14 protein-coding genes and 1 pseudogene are annotated in these 19291 nt (G+C 25.3%); 12 read left to right on the top strand and 3 right to left on the bottom strand.

Annotation, left to right across the window (positions count from 1 at the left end; genetic code table 4):
* Position 1: 1 nt before the first annotated feature.
* The 5 genes from EXC57_RS04950 to EXC57_RS04930 all read left to right on the top strand — a co-directional run bounded on the left by EXC57_RS04950 (position 2) and on the right by EXC57_RS04930 (position 9589).
* Positions 2 to 2332 carry a ribonucleoside-diphosphate reductase subunit alpha gene (locus EXC57_RS04950; RefSeq protein ID WP_004025022.1) on the top strand — a complete coding sequence of 777 codons (2331 nt, stop codon included), beginning with the start codon at positions 2 to 4 and terminating at the stop codon, positions 2330 to 2332.
* 1009 nt (positions 2333 to 3341) lie between these two features.
* Positions 3342 to 5051, top strand: a complete 1710-nt coding sequence (kdpA, locus tag EXC57_RS04945) for a potassium-transporting ATPase subunit KdpA (RefSeq protein ID WP_004025024.1) — start codon at positions 3342 to 3344, stop codon at positions 5049 to 5051.
* Between the two features lie 12 nt (positions 5052 to 5063).
* Entirely contained in the window at positions 5064 to 7112 is a 2049-nt protein-coding gene (kdpB, locus tag EXC57_RS04940) for a potassium-transporting ATPase subunit KdpB (RefSeq protein ID WP_129692718.1), read from the top strand.
* A 7-nt stretch (positions 7113 to 7119) separates the two neighbouring features.
* Entirely contained in the window at positions 7120 to 7779 is a 660-nt protein-coding gene (locus EXC57_RS04935; protein WP_004025026.1) for a potassium-transporting ATPase subunit C, read from the top strand.
* 4 nt (positions 7780 to 7783) lie between these two features.
* A complete protein-coding gene (locus EXC57_RS04930; RefSeq protein ID WP_129692717.1) occupies positions 7784 to 9589 on the top strand; it encodes a sensor histidine kinase in 1806 nt (601 codons plus the stop codon).
* A 122-nt stretch (positions 9590 to 9711) separates the two neighbouring features.
* Here the strand turns inward: EXC57_RS04930 and EXC57_RS04925 are convergent, their stop codons facing one another.
* A complete protein-coding gene (locus EXC57_RS04925) occupies positions 9712 to 11400 on the bottom strand; it encodes an APC family permease (RefSeq protein ID WP_129692716.1) in 1689 nt (562 codons plus the stop codon).
* Positions 11401 to 11538: 138 nt separating this feature from the next.
* On the opposite strand from EXC57_RS04925, the gene EXC57_RS04920 reads away from it, so the two are divergent.
* The 4 genes from EXC57_RS04920 to EXC57_RS04910 all read left to right on the top strand — a co-directional run bounded on the left by EXC57_RS04920 (position 11539) and on the right by EXC57_RS04910 (position 14823).
* Positions 11539 to 12195, top strand: a complete 657-nt coding sequence (locus EXC57_RS04920; protein ID WP_004025029.1) for a hypothetical protein — start codon at positions 11539 to 11541, stop codon at positions 12193 to 12195.
* Positions 12182 to 12328, top strand: a complete 147-nt coding sequence (locus EXC57_RS05210) for a hypothetical protein (protein WP_004025030.1) — start codon at positions 12182 to 12184, stop codon at positions 12326 to 12328. Before EXC57_RS04920 ends, EXC57_RS05210 begins: the two co-directional genes overlap by 14 nt.
* Positions 12329 to 12350: 22 nt before the next feature.
* Positions 12351 to 12779 (top strand): OsmC family protein, encoded by a 429-nt coding sequence (locus EXC57_RS04915; protein WP_004025031.1) that lies wholly within the window; start codon positions 12351 to 12353, stop codon positions 12777 to 12779.
* 634 nt (positions 12780 to 13413) lie between these two features.
* Entirely contained in the window at positions 13414 to 14823 is a 1410-nt protein-coding gene (locus EXC57_RS04910) for a hypothetical protein (RefSeq protein WP_129692715.1), read from the top strand.
* 209 nt (positions 14824 to 15032) lie between these two features.
* Here the strand turns inward: EXC57_RS04910 and EXC57_RS04905 are convergent.
* Positions 15033 to 16006: pseudogene (locus EXC57_RS04905) on the bottom strand (IS30 family transposase).
* Between the two features lie 159 nt (positions 16007 to 16165).
* Between EXC57_RS04905 and EXC57_RS04895 the strand changes: the two are divergent.
* Both EXC57_RS04895 and EXC57_RS04890 read left to right on the top strand, forming a co-directional pair.
* Entirely contained in the window at positions 16166 to 17044 is an 879-nt protein-coding gene (locus tag EXC57_RS04895) for an iron chelate uptake ABC transporter family permease subunit (protein WP_129692712.1), read from the top strand.
* 2 nt (positions 17045 to 17046) lie between these two features.
* Positions 17047 to 18072, top strand: a complete 1026-nt coding sequence (locus EXC57_RS04890) for an iron chelate uptake ABC transporter family permease subunit (RefSeq protein WP_004025034.1) — start codon at positions 17047 to 17049, stop codon at positions 18070 to 18072.
* A 58-nt stretch (positions 18073 to 18130) separates the two neighbouring features.
* Here the strand turns inward: EXC57_RS04890 and EXC57_RS04885 are convergent, their stop codons facing one another.
* Entirely contained in the window at positions 18131 to 18538 is a 408-nt protein-coding gene (locus tag EXC57_RS04885; RefSeq protein WP_004025035.1) for a hypothetical protein, read from the bottom strand.
* A gap of 348 nt (positions 18539 to 18886) precedes the next feature.
* On the opposite strand from EXC57_RS04885, the gene EXC57_RS04880 reads away from it, so the two are divergent.
* Positions 18887 to 19183: a hypothetical protein gene (locus EXC57_RS04880; RefSeq protein WP_004025036.1), complete on the top strand. Its 297-nt coding sequence runs from the start codon at positions 18887 to 18889 to the stop codon at positions 19181 to 19183.
* Positions 19184 to 19291 lie beyond the last annotated feature (108 nt).

Raw genomic sequence — 19291 nt, 5'->3', positions numbered from 1 at the left:
AATGATAAACAATAGAGTTAAATTGTCTACTCTAGAAAATAACTTACCAGTAAGTGTAAAAGACAAAGAATATGATCCAAATCAAATAATTGTTATTAAAAGAGATGGAAGAGAAGAACCTTATACTCCTGAAAAAATGAGAAAGGTTTGTCTTTGAGCTTGTGATAACAAAGAAACTTTTGTTGATATATTACTAAACTCAACAAGAATAAAACTTTATAACAAAATAAAAATTAGTGATGTTTATGATGAATTAATTAAAACTGCAGTAAACAACATTTCAAGAATTTATCCACAATATGAAACAATTGCTGCAAAACTTTATTTAATGAAAATTTATCATGACTCTTGAAAAATAAAAGATAAGACAAGTTATCCTAATTATTATGAAGTTATCCAAAAAGGATTAGAACACAAAGTTTATAAAAGAGAAGTTTTTGAATCATATTCTCAAGAAGAAATTGAAGAACTTGGTAAGTCTATAAAAATTGAAAATGACCACTTATTTACATACAAATCTTTGTATACTTTTTACTCAAAATATTGTTTAAATTATAGTAAACAAAAAAAACTTGAACTTCCGCAACATGCTTATATGAGAATAGCTATGACTTTGTTTTATAAAGAAAACAAAGATATTAGATTATCTCTTGTAAAAAGATTTTATGAATTTGTTTCACAACATTACTTTACATTAGCAACACCAATAATGTTAAATGCTGGAACACAAAAACAACAGTTATCAAGTTGTGTTCTTTCAAAAATGGGTGATAGTGCAACAAGTATTATGGATTCAATTAAAGATATTGCCATATATTCAAAATATAAAGGTGGTAATGCAATTGATATAAGTGAAGTTAGATCAAGTGGTAGTTATATATTGGGTAATAATGGTTTTTCATCTGGACCAGTTCCATTTTTAAAAATTATTGAATCTACTATAAAAGCATTCAACCAAGGTGCAACAAGACCAGGTGTTTGTTGTGTTTATTTTCAATGATGACATGCGAACTTTGAAGAACTTGTAGTATTAAAGAGTAATAGTGGTACAGAAGAAAACAGAGCAAGACATCTAAAGTACTCAGTAAAAATTAATAACTTATTATTAGACAGAGTATTAAAAAACCAAACAGTTTCATTGTTTAATCCAAATGATGTTCCAAAGTTAATAGGTCTTTATGGAAAAGAATTTGAAAAACAATACATTGAATATGAAGAAAATAAAAATATTAAAAGAAAAACAATAGAAGCTCAAAAGGTTATGGAAATGATCTTAAAAGAAAGAGCTGAGACTGGAAATATATATTTATTTCATGAAGAAAATGTAAATGAAACTAGTATGTTGAATAGATATATAAATTCTTCTAATCTTTGTTGTGAAATTACTTTGCCATCAAGAGAATCTAAATTAATTTCAGAAAAAACAATTATTGATGATGGAGAAGAAGTAATTTATAAAAAATATGATGCTGGTGAAATTTCGCTTTGTAATTTAGCTTCAATTAATTTAGCTAAATGAGGATTTGAAAATAGTGAAACACAACAAGAAATCATTGATATTGTTGTAAGAGGTATGGACAATACAATAGATATTGCTGATTACCCTGTTCAAGAAGGAAAAATAACAAATAAAAAATATAGATATCTTGGTATAGGTGTTTTAAATTTTGCTAACTATTTAGCTCTTAAAGAATTAGTAATAGATGAAAAACCAGCAATTGAAGAAGCTCAAAAACTTTTTGAAAATTGAAGTTACATGATAATCAAATCATCTTTAGAATTAGCAAAAGAAAAAGGTAGATATGAAAAATTTTCCGAATCAAAATGAGCTAAAGGTGAACTACCAATTTTTGTAGCAAATAAAAAAGCTATTGCCTTAACTAAAAATCAACCAGATTGAAATAAATGAAGAAAATTAGCTGATGAAATTAAACTTCATGGTTTAAGAAATGCACAACTTATGGCAATTGCTCCAACTGCTACTAGTGGTAAGGCTATAAATGCTACAGAAAGTATTGAACCTATACAACATTTTTTCTATAAAGAAGATGGGAAAATTAATTTGCCTACACTTGTTCCAAACATTAAGAAAAATAGTAAATTTTATAAAACAGCTATTGAGTGTAATCAATATAGATTATTGCAACATGCAGCAATTAGACAATGTTATATTGATCAAGCACAATCAATAAACTCATACTTTAAAAAAGTTACATCTTTAACAGATTTTACACTTTATCATATTTATGGTTTTAATCTAGGAATTAAAACATACTATTACTGTAAAACAGAAAAAGATGTTGTTGAAGATATATGCGAAAGCTGTACTTAATACTATAATAAACAAAGCTTACAACCGATTTTAGTTGTAAGTTTTTTATTTTTATATTGTTGTTTTATTTTTATATGAACATATGAAATAACAAAATTTTAAGAATTAAAAAAAGGCTATATAAGTGTCTATATTAAAAAAACAAATTAATTTTAAAAATATTTTTTCAAAAAGTTAAACGCTTTTTAAAAAAGTGTTAGAATACTACCATAGAACGAGGAAATATATGGAACAATACTCCCGCAAAAAAACCACTATTAATAGTAGAGGTTTTATATTCAATCCATTTTGATACTTAGGCGGAATATTAATTTGTTTTATTCTAATAATTTTTAACGTTGTAAATTATGTTTATTTAAATGTAAAAAACTATTCAAGTATAGAAGCATTTTCATTATTAATTTTTGTATTTTATTTTTATTTTGCATTTTGTGTTAAGACTAATAAATCATTAGTTTTTAAAAACAAAATGTATATAAATACTTTTATAGATAAAATGTTGTTGCTCAACATTTTCTCATTAATTTATTATTTTAAAAACAAAACCAAAATAAATATGGAAGTTAGTGAAATATATAATTTCTATAAAAGAAATGATGAAATAAACACCAAGTTTAACATTTATAAAAATAACTTAACTATTATGAATGTTATGTTGTTTATATTGATAGTTGTTCTATTAATACTTTCTAATTCGAATTTAAATAATGTATTTAATTTTACTGATAAAGAACTAAATAATCTGGTATTTACAAACATATCTATATTAATTTGATTAGCAATTATATACTTTACCAACATGTTGTTTTACAAAACATTAGCTAGATATGGCAAATTGAAAACAAGATTGAAAATTTATTCTTATATTTTGTTAATTAATAATTTTGTTTTCTTATGAAATGACTAATGTTGGAGGAAGTTATGGAAATTATTGCAATTGTAGCAGGGGTATTAGTTTTAATACTACTTATATATTTGTTTTATATGTTGCTAAGAAAGGATAAATAATATGTTATATGGTTATATACAGACATTTGGTTCTTTTATCTTTTTCTTATCAATAAGTTTATTTTTGGGTTATTTCTTAGGTAAGTATATTTATAACTATATATATCTTGATAAAAAGATAAAGTTCTTAAGTAAAATAATTGATCCAATTACAAATACAATTTTGAAACTATCTGGTACTAATGCTAATGTTTCAATGAAACCAAAAACCTATTTATTTCATTTATTAGCTTTTAGTTTTATTGGTTTTATACTTTTATTTTTATTACTAATAAATCAAGGGTATTTATTTTTAAATCCTAATGGTGTTAAAAATTTGAGATGGGACACAGCCTTAAATGCAGCATTTAGTTTTGTTACTAATACTAATTGACAATCATATAGAGGAGAAACAGATTTATCTTATCTTAGTCAAACACTTGGTTTAACCACACAAAACTTCTTATCAGCTGGTGTTGGTATTTGTGTTCTTTTTGTGTTGATTAGAGGTTTTACCAATGTCCAAAATAAACTGGTTGGTAATTTCTATTTAGATTTAGTAAAAACAATTATTTACTTACTATTGCCTTTATCTATTGTTGGTGCCATCATATTAATTTCACAAGGTGTTCCACAAACTTATGGTCCAAATCAAACAATTACAACATTGTTGGGTAACACAAATCAAACAATTTATTTAGGCCCAGTAGCTTCACAAATTATCATTAAAGAACTTGGAAGTAATGGTGGAGGTTTTTTTGGAGCAAATGCAGCGCATCCTTTTGAAAATCCTAATGCATTCACAAATATGATTCAGTCTATTTCAATGTTATTAATTCCAATTTCTTTATGTTACACATTTGGGTTCGCAGTTAAAGATAAAAAACAAGGAAGTATGATGCTTAAAGCAATGACATTTTTGTTTGTTATTTCATTAATACTTTATTCAGCAGCTGAGTTTGGTTATAAAACAACAATTGGCGAAAACACATATATTGGTAATTTGTATGGTAAAGATTCTAGATTTAATATAGGAGATACAGCTTTTTGATCTGTCTCAACAACAGCAACATCAAATGGGTCAACTAATTCTAATTTGTCATATGGAACCCCACTTGGTACTTTAGTATTAATCTTTTTAATGCAACTTGGAGAAATTGTTTATGGTGGTGTTGGTAGTGGACTATATGGTATGATCTCATTTGTTTTATTAACCATATTTATATCAGGATTAATGATTGGTAAAACTCCTGAATACTTATCTAAAAAAATTGATAGTTTTGATATGAAAATGGTTTGTCTAATGGTCTTGCCAGCCCCAGTACTTTCAGTTTTAGGAACTGCAATAACAACATTATCTCCAACTTTATATGGACAAACAGCAAATAGTCCATATGGATTTACATCAATTCTTTATGCATTTACCTCTATGGCAAATAATAATGGTAGTTCAATGAGTATATTTAACAGTAATACCATATATGTAAATCTATTTGGAGGAATTATAATGGCTGTCTGTAGGTTTGTACCAATATGTGCAGTTATATTAATGGCAGGTAATTTAGGGTATAAAAAATTAATTGCATCAAGCAATAATTCTCTAAAAACAAATAATGGAATTTTTGCATCATTATTGGTTGGTGTCATTCTTGTAGTTGGAGCATTAAGTTTCTTCCCTAGTTGGATCATAGGTCCAATATCTGGGCAAATAGATCAAAATTTATGAATATAGAAAGGAGTAGATATGGCTAAAGGTAATATAGAAAAGAAAGCGATAATTAAATCAGCATTTATTAAAACATTTACCAAACTTAATCCTTTGGTACAACTTAAAAACCCTGTAATGTTTATTGTTTATATATGTTCCATATTTACAACTATTCTATTTTGTTTATCAGTTGCAGGTATAGGACAACCTAATTGAGGATATGTTTTGGGAATAACTATAATTTTATGGTTTACTGTTCTTTTTGGAAATTTTGCAGAAGCTTTAGCTGAAGGTAGAGGTAAAGCACAAGCAGATGCTTTAAAGAAAACAAAGCAAAATATAATTGCAAGAAAATTAGAAAAACCAGAATATGATTCAAATTTTATTGAAGTAAAAAGCGAAGAACTTAAAATAGATGACATAGTTTTGGTAAAAGCTGGTGAACAAATACCAATGGATGGTGAGGTTATTGTGGGTGCTGCATCAGTAGATGAGAGTGCTATTACAGGTGAAAGTGCACCAGTGATTCGTGAATCAGGTGGTGATAGAAGTGCTGTAACTGGTGGTACAACTGTATTATCAGATTGATTAATTATTAAAGTTACCACAGTTGCAGGAGAAAGTTTTTTAGACAAAATGATATCAATGGTTGAAGGTGGTAGTAGAAAGAAAACACCAAATGAAATTGCGCTTCAAATATTTCTAACAACATTAACAATTATTTTTTTAATTGTTTCTGCAAGTCTTTATTCATTCACAGATTATCTGCAAAAAGCTTTAGGAATCACAGAAATTACTGCATTAACAATTTGTTTAGCCCCAACAACAGTAGGAGCACTATTATCATCGATTGGAATTGCTGGTATGGCAAGACTAAATAAAGCTAATGTTTTAGCAAAAACAGGTAGAGCAATAGAAGCTGCTGGTGATGTTAATGTTCTTTTATTAGATAAAACTGGAACAATTACATATGGTAATAGACAGGCTTGTGAATTCATACCTATTAGTAATGTAAAAATGGAAGATTTAGTCTATGCAACACATATAAGTTCATTACATGATGAAACAGCTGAAGGTAGAAGTATTGTGGTTCTAGCTGAAAAAGAATATAAAAGCAAAGTTGATATTAAATCAATTAAAGAAAAAATTGAATATATAGAATTTTCAGCAAAAACAAGAATGAGTGGAATTGATATAGGTAAATCTAAATCTATAAGAAAAGGATCTGGTGATGCAATTAAATTTTATGTTGAAAGCAATAAAGGTAAATTTCCTAAAGAATGTCAAGATATTGTCAACAAAGTTGCATCAACTGGTGGAACACCATTAGTAATATGTGAAAACAACAAAGTTCTTGGAGTAATTCACCTAAAAGATACAGTTAAAGAAGGTGTGGTAGAAAAATTTTCTGAATTAAGAAAAATGGGTATTAAAACAGTAATGATTACTGGAGATAATCCAATAACTGCATCATCAATTGCAGCAGAAGCAGGAGTAGATGATTTTGTTGCTGAAGCAACACCTGAAACTAAATTACAAATAATTAAGGATTATCAAAAGGAAGGTAATTTAGTAGCCATGACAGGAGATGGTACAAATGATGCTCCAGCATTAGCACAAGCAGATGTAGCTGTAGCAATGAATTCTGGTACACAAGCAGCAAAAGAAGCTGGAAACATGGTTGATCTTGATTCAAGTCCTACAAAATTAATTGAAATAGTTAAAGTTGGTAAACAATTACTAATGACAAGAGGTGCTTTGACAACATTTTCCATAGCCAATGATTTTGCAAAATATTTTGCAATAATTCCTATTTTATTTCTTAGTATTGCACCAGGATTAGCATCATTAAATTTTCTACACTTAACTTCTCCTGCAACCGCTTTGATGTCTGCAACTATTTATAATGCATTAGTAATAATTGCATTAATTCCACTTTCTTTAAAAGGTGTTAAATATAGGGAAAAATCACCTGGTAAAATACTAGCTTACAATTTATTGGTTTATGGTTTGGGAGGGGTTATAACTCCATTTGTGTTTATTAAAATAATAGATCTTATTTTAACTGCTTGTGGTATGAGGTAGATAAATTATGGAAAATAAAAAATTTGAACAAAACATAAATCCACATGATTATGTTGGTACAAGTAGATTTAAAAAATTTTTACATTTTATAAAAATACCATTGATATCAATTTGTTGTCTTGGTGTAATTACTGGAATTGTTTACCCTATAGTTGTTACAGGAGTTGGACAAGCAGTTTTTAATTATGAAGCTAATGGCTCTTTAATTAAGATTAAATTAAAAGATGGTACAGTTGTAACTTATGGAAGTAAATTGATTGGTCAAGATTTTTATACAAATAATAATGGCCAATATATGTTTGGTAGATTAGATTTTGGCCAAGAAGGTAAACCACAAACAGATGCAGAGAAAGCAAAAAAACATTTTGATGATTTGCTTACTAAATATAATTTAAAACCAACAACTCCTATACCTCAAGAATTATTAACTAATTCAGGTAGTGGTGTTGATCCTAACATATCTATAGAAGCAGCAAAATGACAAGCAGATTTAATTGTGGCAGCAAGAACAGAATTGAAAAAAACAAATCCTGATACCATTGTCCCAACAAAAGAAGAAATTTATTCTTATATTAACAAATATAGTGATAAACAATTTGTTGGTATTTTTGGGAATAATGTCACAAATGTTTTATTAGTTAATTTAGCAATTGATAAGAAAATATAAATTTATGGAAAAGAAAAATAAAGGTAAATTAAAAATATTTTTTGGTTACTCAGCTGGTGTTGGTAAAACTTATGCAATGTTAGAAGCAGCTCAATTACTAAAAAAACAACAAGTTGATGTAGTTGTTGGTTATTATGAAAAACATCAAAGACCAGAAACTGAAAAGCTTTTAAAAGGTCTTGAAATAATTCCAAATAAAAAAATTGAATACAAAAATAATTTATATGAAGAATTTGATATAGATAAAGCAATAGCTAGAAAGCCAGCTATTATTCTTGTTGATGAATTAGCACACACAAACATAAATGGTTCAAGAAACAATAAAAGATATTTAGATATATTAGAACTTTTAGATTTAGGTATTGATGTTTATACAACAATGAATGTACAACATCTTGAAAGTGTTAATGATATTGTTACTAATAAAACATTAAGTAATGTTAGAGAAACAGTACCAGATTACATTTTCGATAATGCAGATGAAGTTGAATTAGTAGACATAGATCCTAAAGATTTATTAGAAAGACTTAAATCTGGAAAAATTTATAATAAAGAAAGAATAACTACAGCTCTTGAGAATTTTTTTACTATAAAAAATCTTAATATTTTAAGAGAAATGTCCCTTCGTCAAAGTGCAGATAAAATTCTTAAATTTGAGAACAAAAATATTGAAAGCAATGAAGAAGTAGTGGTTTTAATTACACCATCACCATCATCTCAAAAAAATATTAGAGAAGCATCAAGAATGGCAGAATTAAAGCATACAACATTTACAGCCATTTATGTTGAAAAAGAAATATCAGACAAACCAAATGAGCAAATGAAAAATCATATGGATTTAGTTGAAAAACTTGGTGGAAAATTAATGATATTGTATGGAGATGATGTTTTAAGCATTGTAGTAAATTATATAAAACTGCATAAAATAAAAACTATTGTTTTAGGAGCAACTTGATCTAAATTTAGAAGTAGAGCATTTGAAACCAAACTAATGACTTTGCTTCCTGATAATGATTTTTATATTGTTCCATATAATCAAAAGAAAATAACAAAAAGAAAAATTTTTAATATTAAATTTGATTGATTATCAACACTAAAACTTGTTTTAGCTGTTGGAATATTAATGCCAATTTATTATTTTCTTAGTAATGATTATTACAATGTTTTATGTGTATTATTTTATTTTGTAAGTTTACTTATTGTAAGTTATAAATCAAATAATTGAATATATATTTTTATTGCAGCATTTAGTGGTTCTTTGGGATATATACTTTTAGGACAAAATATTGAATTAGTATGAGTTAAAGTAATGATATTTTTTGTAATGCTAATAATGGGACTATTTTATGGTTGGTTTGTTTATAAATATAGTAGACAAATAAATAAATCAAATAAAAATAATAAAGCATTGCTTGCTATGAATATATTAACTAACAATCTTTTAAGTTGTAAAAACATTGATGAAAAATCAAAAGTTATTGTTGATGTTTTTAATTCTTATTTTAATAGATCTATATACTTATTTTTTGGTTTAGAAAATAAAAAAAACATATTTAAATTAACAAATGACAAAGATAATATATTCCAAGATGAAAAAGAACAAGTAATTATGGAATGGGTTAGAAAAAATAATAAAAATGCAGGTAATGGTACACAAACTTTGATGTCATCATTAGCAAGATATGAACCAATCAAAAGTAAGAAAAATGAAACTTTGGTTTTAGGAATATCTTGTGAAAATAAGAGACTTTCTTACCATGAACTAGTTTTATTAAAAATGTTAATTCCAATATTAGAATTAAGTTTATAAATTTAAGATTATATTCATAAATCTCATACCTTTTGGATATGGGATTTTTATTTAATAAAAAAAATACAAATACACCAATGATGTTTTGTATTTCAAATAAATTTATTAAGTTGTTTATTTTATTATTCAGAATATTGATTTAATTGTTTGTCTTTTTCTCACTCTTCAATATATTCTTTTTTAACGTTTATACCTTTTTTACGTTTAATTATATCTGTGATAAACTCTGGTATAAATGTTCCACCTAAGAAAATTAACAAAGTCATAAATAACATTATTCTACCTATTAGTTCAGTGTCAAAATCATCTTTAACATTTACTAAAAGAATTAAATCTATTATAGGTCTTAAAACTTCTAAAGATAAAGATATAAATACCATTATTACAGCAATTCATGAGAATATAGGAAATAATCTATTTTCTAATGTTTTAACTTTTTTTGGATCATTATCTTTTCTACGTCTATTTATTATTCCACCAAGAATAGAAACAGCAATAAAACCAAAAACTCCAACTGTTGTTCAATTACTCATAAGATCAGCAAATGTTATTAATTTTGCTGTTGATATATAACCTGGACCATCATAACTACTTACTCATTTTCCATCTACAAAAGATGCATAACCATTTGGCAAGTATCCAAGCCCACCTATTGTACAAAATATTATTATTACAGGAATTGATATGATAATTGAATAAACTATACCAACCAAAGGAAATTTGTTTTTGCCAATATATTTTACATATTTTGAACTAAAAGGTAATTCATTCATTTTTATTAAATCTTCAGTAAATAATGGAGTTCACATTGCATAACCATTTATAATACCTAAAACACCAAAACCAATAAATAAATTTATTAATCCATAAATCCAAGAAACATTATGTTTTGCAAATCAATCTTTTAATTGAGAAAAAGTTCCACCTTCTGTACCAATAGACATAGATATAGAGATTAATAAATAAACCATTGTTACTAAAGAAAGACCTATAACTAAAGCTGTTGGTGTTTTTTTAGGTTCTTTCATTTCTGATTGAACACCAGCTGCTGTATAGAAACCATCAAAAGCAAAGAATATTGAACTTATAGCTGCAAACATTCCAAGATATGGCGATAATCCATAGAAAGAAGAATTAGTACCAGCATCTGGTTTTATTTGAACGTTAGTGTTAACAACATTGTTGTCTAAGCCTACTATTATAAAACCAATTAAAGCAGCAACTGCTAATGGTAAAAATTTAACAGACATTATTATTCAACTTTGAATTTTACCAGCTCTAGCTGAAAAACCCGAAAGTATGATAAACCATAAAGAAATAGCAATTGATATAACCATTCATATTGCTCAATCATTTGGTGTTCCAAAATTTAAATATCCACCAAAACCACTTACAGCATCTTGAACACTATTGATTACATATAAGGGCATAAAGAAATAAGTTAATGGAACATAAACATAAAACATAAAGTTTTTACATGCCTTATAGATTGTTCTACCATTAAAGGATTTACATCAACCTATAATACTTAAATCATCTTTTCTAGCACTAGTTATTTCAATTAAAGCAAGTGCAATAGCAACAATACCAAATGCAGCAATTATTCAAGATATAGTTGATAGAACAATACTGCCTCCAGATAATGATAGTACAGCACTAGATTTAAAAAAGATACCAGCACCGATAGTTGAACTTACAACCATAATAATGACTGACAAAAATCCTATTTGTTTTTTATTAACACTAGTGTTAGATTTAATAGTAGTACTTACAGTAATAGGTTCACTATTTTGCGTGTTATTTGTACTCATCTTTAAAATCCTAATTTTTATTATTTTTATTTTAAACCACAAATAGCACATATTAATATTTTTTAAACCTATGGTATTTTTTTATTTTTTTTAAAAATTAAAGAATAATTTTTTATTATTTTGTAAAGGAGTCTAAAAATGAATAAACTTATTGCAACATATTTTGGTTTAGAACAAGATAAATTAGATATAGAAAAAATTATAAATGATTCATTAAAATCAAATTATTTTACATATAAAAATAATCAGTTAAGTTTTCATTCACCATTTACCCAAAAAGAAGTTAATGTTGAATTAGAGTTTGTAAAAGTAACATATGATAGTGATTTTAAACTACTATTAACAAGCCAGATAATTGAAGCTGTTATGATACTAAATGAAGATAAAATAGAAAAAAAATTAAATAAGCAAGATTTATGACCTTTTTTTAATTCTTTCATTGAAGATGCAATAAAATATGGAAAAGAAAATAATCTTTCTTTTTTTGAATTTATTAGTTATTTATTTTATAAGACATTATTTGAAGAAAAATTTGACAAAAATAATAAATCGTTAGCAATTATATTTATTTCTTACTTATTAAATTTTTTAGGTTACTACATTAAATTTGATAAAAAATATTCACATGCAGGATTGAATTATTGAAGTAGTTTAATAGAATTAGAATTTGAAAATAAAGATATTACAAAAGATAGGATAATTAGATTTAAAAATATTTTAATTGATAATCTATACATAAATTATATGAATCCTTTATTTTTTGATGATGGAGAAAATAAAAATGAATTTAAATAAAAATATAAAAATAAAAATTGCATTCTCTAACAAAAAATGTGATTATATCTTTTTAGAGGACATATATATTAAAAAAATTAAAAGATTTAATAAAGAAATTTACAATATTTGTAAAGATCTTGATTTTGAATAAATCTTAATAGGAGGTAAAAAATATGTCAATAAGACAATACAACACTAAACTTTCATACAAACCAAACACACATGTTTCAATAGCAACAAATGGCCAGTTCTCTATAACTATGGACCCACTTCACCATCCAGAACAAGGTGTACAAGGAATGACACCAATAGAAGCTTTTATAAGTTCTATTTGTGGATGCGAACTAGCAGTTATAGCTGGTTATCAAAAAATAAAGAAAATGGATATAAAAGATGTAAAAATAGATGTTAAAGCAGAACGTGAAACAAACCCAACTGATGGATATTATGGGTTAACTTCTATGGAAATAAATTATTATTTTGATTCTACAAACACTGAACAAGAATTAGAAAACTTTATAAAATTTGTTCATGATGCTTGTCCACTTCATGCAACTATATCTAGAGCTGTTCCAATTAAATCTGTGATACACAAAATATAATTGGAAAACATTTTTTCAAATTAACAAAAAAACATATAATTTTAACACTAGACAAAATGTTATTTTGTTTGGTGTTTTTTTAACTAATGTTAAACAACAACGTTTTAAATATCTGTTTTTATTATGAACAAATAATTAAAAATTTTGACAAAATTTATAAATAGAACTATTTTTTATAAAAGTTTAAACCGGTTTTTTTCTTCTTAATTCGTTTAATAATTTTTGTTATATCTATAATTTTTATATGTATAAAAACCAATTAATTAAGATATTACAATTTTATAATTGCATCTTTTTTATTAAGAATTTTAATCATAAACAAAAATGAATTTTTTATTTTGTTTTTAAATATGTGCATTGAATATGATGCTTTAAAATAAACACTACCAAATATAAATTAAGTAAATTACTTATCAACTGTTTTAAAAAAACAAATACTAATGTTAAATAAAAAAATAATATTGTTCTATTTAATTTGATTTGTTTTATTTTATGATGTTGTGAATTTTAGTAATTTTTATTAAGTGTATTAAAAGAAATACAATTCAAAATTTTTATCAACATTATTTATAAAAATTATAAATAAGAAATTTATGTGATATATTTTATTTATATTTTTTATAAAGAGGAAATTATGATTAAAAACAAAAAAATTAAAATATTGTCTTTTTTAGGAATGGCTTGTTTGATAGTTACTCCTCTAATAATCTCAAGTTGTTCATATAAAAATGTAAGAAATAATTTTGTTACAACATATGACAATGTATTGGATGATGCTATTGCTTTAGGTATAAAACCTAATTATGCAACTCCTGGAAATTGAACAACATATACTTCTAAATATATAAGAGAATTGGCTGAAAAAGCTAATACTAAAATATTAGATTGAAGAATTTTTCCTAAAGGTGAAGGATCATTAAACCCAAGAGAAGTAACTAAACTTGGGATAGATTTATTAGGAGCAAATATCACTGATAGTGGTAAAGAAAGTGTAATAAAAAACTATGTTAATAATGTGGCATACACTGGGAGAGGAGATTCAAAAGAATATTCTTATGTTGGTGATGAAAAAGTAGTTTCAAGCAAAAACAAAACCAAAGTAGTTGATGAATTAGGTGGAATTGATTTTTATGATGACAGTGGAAAAAGGGTTTGAGTTAAAGGAAATAGTTTTGTAGAAGCTGGCACAGAAGGCTCTAGTCGTGTTAATAAAGATTTTCAAGACTATGGTTTCAATTATAAATTATTTGAGTGACAACAAAATCCTTTTGCAGCTTTAAGCAAATTTGCTAAATCATTAGATAATTTATCTGGTGGAAAAAATAATTTTTCTAAAAAATCAGAAGAAATAGAAAAAATGCAAAAAAATAGATTAACAGAATTAAACAATAATGATCTTATTAAATCAAATGTTAATAACAAAACTATTGCATTTATTTTAGGTAAAAAAGCAAGTTCAAATTCTAATGATGCTGCAACAAATATACAAATTTATAGTCCACATACTTATCCACAATTTTATTCAAGACAAAATGATAAAGGCTTGAAAATGAATTTTCCAGCACCAAAGGAAGCAACTTCGGTAACAAGTGGAATAATGTTTAATGATCCAGATATAATAGCTGGTGATAACAATGACATGAATACTTTTAAAAATGCTTCTGGTGGTCAAAAGCTTATAGAACAATTTCAAGGAAAATTTGATTATGTTGTATATATGGCATATGATGCTGGAGAATTCCAACACACAAAAGATGAAGTTGTTAAAAGTGATTTATCTAAACTTTTAAAAACAACAATGTCAAATGACCAAACAAACAAAGAAAAACACATATTCTATACATCATATAGTGATATGTATATGAGTACATGAGGACCAATAGGTCAAAGTTTGGGTATATCAAAATTTGTTGAATGAATTAATACTAATTTTGGTACTGAACCAAACAAAAAAATAGTTGAAAAAAAAGAAAATATTTTATTTGACAAAGTTAATAATAATGACTATTTGAGTAATTTAAAAGAATGAAAACAAGTTAAATAAAATGATTTTAAAAAACAAAAATATTTCTTTAAAATTTCATTTTAAAGAAACAAACAAAAACAATAAATTTGTAATTTTAAATTATTTAGTAAGTGTTTTTTTGTGAATACTAATTTTTGTTTTTTGTTCCCTAACTGACATGTGAAGTGCAACACTTCAATGTTACATTAAACTCTCGACTTTGAAATATAAGTTGAGAGTTTTTTGTTTTAAATATTTTCTTGATACATTTGGTAAGCTGTTTTATAACCAAACATTTTTCTTGGGATGTTGTTTACTTTTCATTCAAGAGTTTTTATTTTATCTTCACTTACTAAACTGAAGTCAGTTCCTTTTTTATATCATCTTCTAACTATCCCATTTATGTTCTCGTTGGACCCTCTTTGGAATGAAGAATAAGGTTGGCAATAATAAACTTTAAAGTTGAATTGTTTTGCAGTTATTCCCATCATTTGAAACTCTAACCCATTATCAACAGTGATGCTTTTTATTGGGAGTTTTTCATCTCGAATAATGGTATACATTTTAGCCATCATTGATCTAGCGTTTTTACCTTTTATTTTTCTAATAATTGCCAACCTTGTTTTTCTTTCTACTAATGTTAATAAGTGGTAATAACCACTTTGCCTTTTACTAACTATTAGATCAGCTTCTCAATGTCCAAATTCTTTTCTTTTGTTTATCTTTTCTGGTCTTAGACTATAAGGAATGCAGTATTTTCCATCAATTTTAGAAAATATACCTATTTTTCTTCTTTTTCCTTTAACATATTTTCTTCTTAAACAATCTCTTCTTTGTATCTTTCAAATCTTGCTATTGATTCATCTAAATACTTGCCTAGCACTTGGAACTTTAACTAATGGATAGTTTTCTTTTATTCAAAAAATTGTAGCTTCTACACCATGAGATTTAGGATTAAATTTTTGAATAAAAAGATCTGTAAGTTTTTGTACTTCAACATAAAAAACATATGACAATTTGATTTTCTTCTAATGTATTTTTTGTGAGCATTTGATGAATAATAAATTCCTGTTGAAGATGTGTTTCTTTTTAATTCTCTTGATATTGTTGATTTGTTTTTATTTAAGATTTTTGCAATCTTATTCATAGAATATTTTTCTTTATTTCAAAGAAAATAAATTAAGCATCTTTCTTCTTTTGTTAAATGTTTATAAGTTTTCATAAGCACTCCTAATATTCATTATCTTTTTATTAGTGAACACTTACAAACAAAACAAATGAAGTGCACACTCTTTTTCGAGTGTTGCACTTCACATGTCAGTCGAGCAACAAAAACAATAAATTTGTAATTTTAAATTATTTAGTAAGTGTTTTTTTGTAAATACTAATTTTTGTTTTTTGTTTCTTTTTTCAAACAAATAATTTTCTTTTACCAACAAAAAACTATTTAATACAATTAATTTCATGTGCTTTATGTGGTTTTATAATTCCATTTTCTGGTTCATCAATGCAGGGTGTTACAAGGAACGAACTTGCTGGCCCCACAACATTAGGGTTTTTACCATTAACAACCACAAGTTTGGTAATTTATCTTTTGATAGATAAAGCTTTTCCTAATGTCTTAAATATTTATGTTGAATATTTTATAAATCTTTTTCTTGCTATATTTTCTATAGGAATAATTTACCTAATAGCAAAAAAGAGCAAAAAGAAATTCTTTTTAATATTAATGGGTTTAATGTTTGGAGTACTTATTGGAGCAATTAATTCCTTATTAGTTTATCTACTGCCAAATTTCCAAATAAGTTATTCTCCATTTCTTGGAAATTTACAAATTAGAACTGATGAAATATATATTTATTCAAGCATGGCTTTTAATATTGTTGGTTTATTAATGATATTAATTGTTGGAAGAAAGATAACAATTATTCAAAACAATGATGATTTAGCAAGTTCATTAGGCATAAATGTAAAAAGAATATTTTTAATTTCATCTTTTGGAAGTATATTAATTTCTATTGGGTCAACACTATTGATTGGATCAATAGTTGGGATAGCAATTGTATTCCCAATAATAGTAAGAAAAATACTTAGAAAAAATAACTTTTACACTTGTAGTTTTCTTTCTTCTATTTGAACTAGTAGTTTATTAATTGTTAGTTGCATGCTAAATTATAGATTTGGTTATGGACTTAATTTCTTTTGCATGTTTATAATAGCTCCAATTTTTTTATATGTTGTATCGAGAAAGAAGTTTTAGTTATGAAGTCATATGAAAGATTTAATATGCTAAGAAATAAAATAACTTTTACAAATAAAAAAAGATTAAAAAACCCTTTGATATTAATTGTTTTATTTGTTTTGGTTTGCTTATTTGCAATAATGATTTTGTTTCTTGATGCTGAGTTTGGTTTTACAACATTAAATTTAGTATTTTGAAAACAAATTTTAGCTATTGTATGTGGTGCTTCTTGTTTGGGAATTGGAACATATTTATTACAAGAAATGACTAATAACAAACTTGCTGATACATCGATTCTTGGTATTGGTAATATTAATTTAATTGTTTCTATATTTCTAGTTATTTCTTTTAATGTTTCAAACTATGAGCAATCAAAGAATTTTCTAACAACAAATTCTTGAATTTTTACAATATTTTCTTTCTTGACTGTATTGTGTCTTTATTTATTATCATTTTCAAATAAAAAGTTTTCTTCATCAAAAATGATGTTTATAGGTATTGTTTTAAACTTTTTATTGATTGGTTTATATTATGGTTTAATAACTTTTGTTCCTTCAAATAAAAAAGACTATATTCAAGAATATCTTAATGGAACAATTAGCACTCCTAGTGATGTTCAATTTTTAATTGGTTATATTCTGTTATTTATAAGTATTTGTTGAATATTTATAATTAAAAAAAAGATATTTATTTTATATACAGATTATGTAATTGCAAAGACTATAGGAATAAAACCAAACAATTTAAATTTCCAAGTTATTTTTATAATTGGGATCTTAAGTGGTGTTGCATTTTTTATGTTAGGAAACATTGTTTTGCTTGGTCTTTTGGGAGCTTCTTGCTCATACCTAATTTTTAAAAGAAATTATAATTATTCAATTTTTGGATCAGCTTTAATTTGTATATTATTCATGTTTATTGCATTTTTCTTAAACAACAATATATTGTCAATTTTCTTTCCTAAATTATCAAATTTAGCAATATACTGATTTCCTATAATTGGTGTTATTTATTTTGTTTATTTATTAATTAAAAGATATAAGTAGTTTTTGTTAAAAAAAGATTTTAAATATAATGAAAAAAACATTGGGCCCCCAATGTTTTTTAATCATTTGATTCTGTTGCTCTTTTTATATAATCATTTATGTTTGAAATAATTTGTTTGTTTCTATCTACTAATCTGTTTCTTTGGTAAATATAAAATTTCTCTCCATCTATTTGGTCATTCAATTGTGAAATTTCATTAAACTCATCCAAATTGAAATCTCTATTTGCATGATAAGAATTATCCACTAATAATTTAGCATCCTCAAAAGATAGTTTATATTTGTTTTCAAACTCTTGAATTCTTATATCTCTTTCTCTTTCAAGTTCTTCTATCTTTTTCACTGATTCTATATTTTTTGTTATTGTTAAATCATTTGATCTTTCAAAGTATTTTATAGTATCTCTTGATGTGTTTAATTCAATTTGTTTTTTATTGTATAAGCTAACTCAATTTCTAACTTTCATGACTTATTTCCTAATTAACAAAATTAATAATATATAAATATATTAAATGAAACTCAATTGGTTGTCAAAATTCAAATTATATCATTTTGTGCCAAAATAAATTAGTTTTATTTTTTAAATCTAATAAAAATAATTTTTAACTTATTAATAAAATTAGATTGCTTAGATAAAACTTAATTGTTAAACAAAAACAAAAATATCACAAAATACATATTTTAACCTTAAAACACTAATAATTAACCTTATTTTTTATTAATAATTTTTTTATGTTTTCTATTGTGTGATATTATTTATTTTGACTATGTTTAAAACCATAGTCTGTAAAACATAAAAGAGAGGTATAAAAAAATGGGCTTATTTAGTTGATTCAAAAACAAAAAACAACATAAAGCAAATAACGAAGTTGCTAATGTTGAAAAACAAGATATTGAATCTACAAGTTCAGATACAGCTTCTGAAACTAAAACAGAAGAAGCTGTAAAAGTTGATGAGTCAGTAAAAGAACCAGTTGAAGAAAAAGAAACTGAAAAAACTACTACTAGTGCAAACAAAAAAACAACAACTAGTAAAACTTCTTCAACAAGCAAGAGCAGTACAACAAAAAAAGCTGCCCCAGCTAAAGCTAAAACATCAGCAAAAAAATAATTAAAGAAATAGGTATTACCTATTTTTTATTTTGTGTTTGAACATATCTGAATATTTTCTTTTCAAACATTATAGAATTTTATAGCGGTAACTAATATTTTGGAGGAA

It is taken from the genome of Malacoplasma iowae, from assembly GCF_900660615.1.
Classification (GTDB): domain Bacteria; phylum Bacillota_I; class Bacilli_A; order Mycoplasmatales; family Mycoplasmoidaceae; genus Malacoplasma; species Malacoplasma iowae.
Note: the sequence above shows the minus strand (reverse complement) of the source record. Positions and strands in the feature narration are given on the sequence as shown.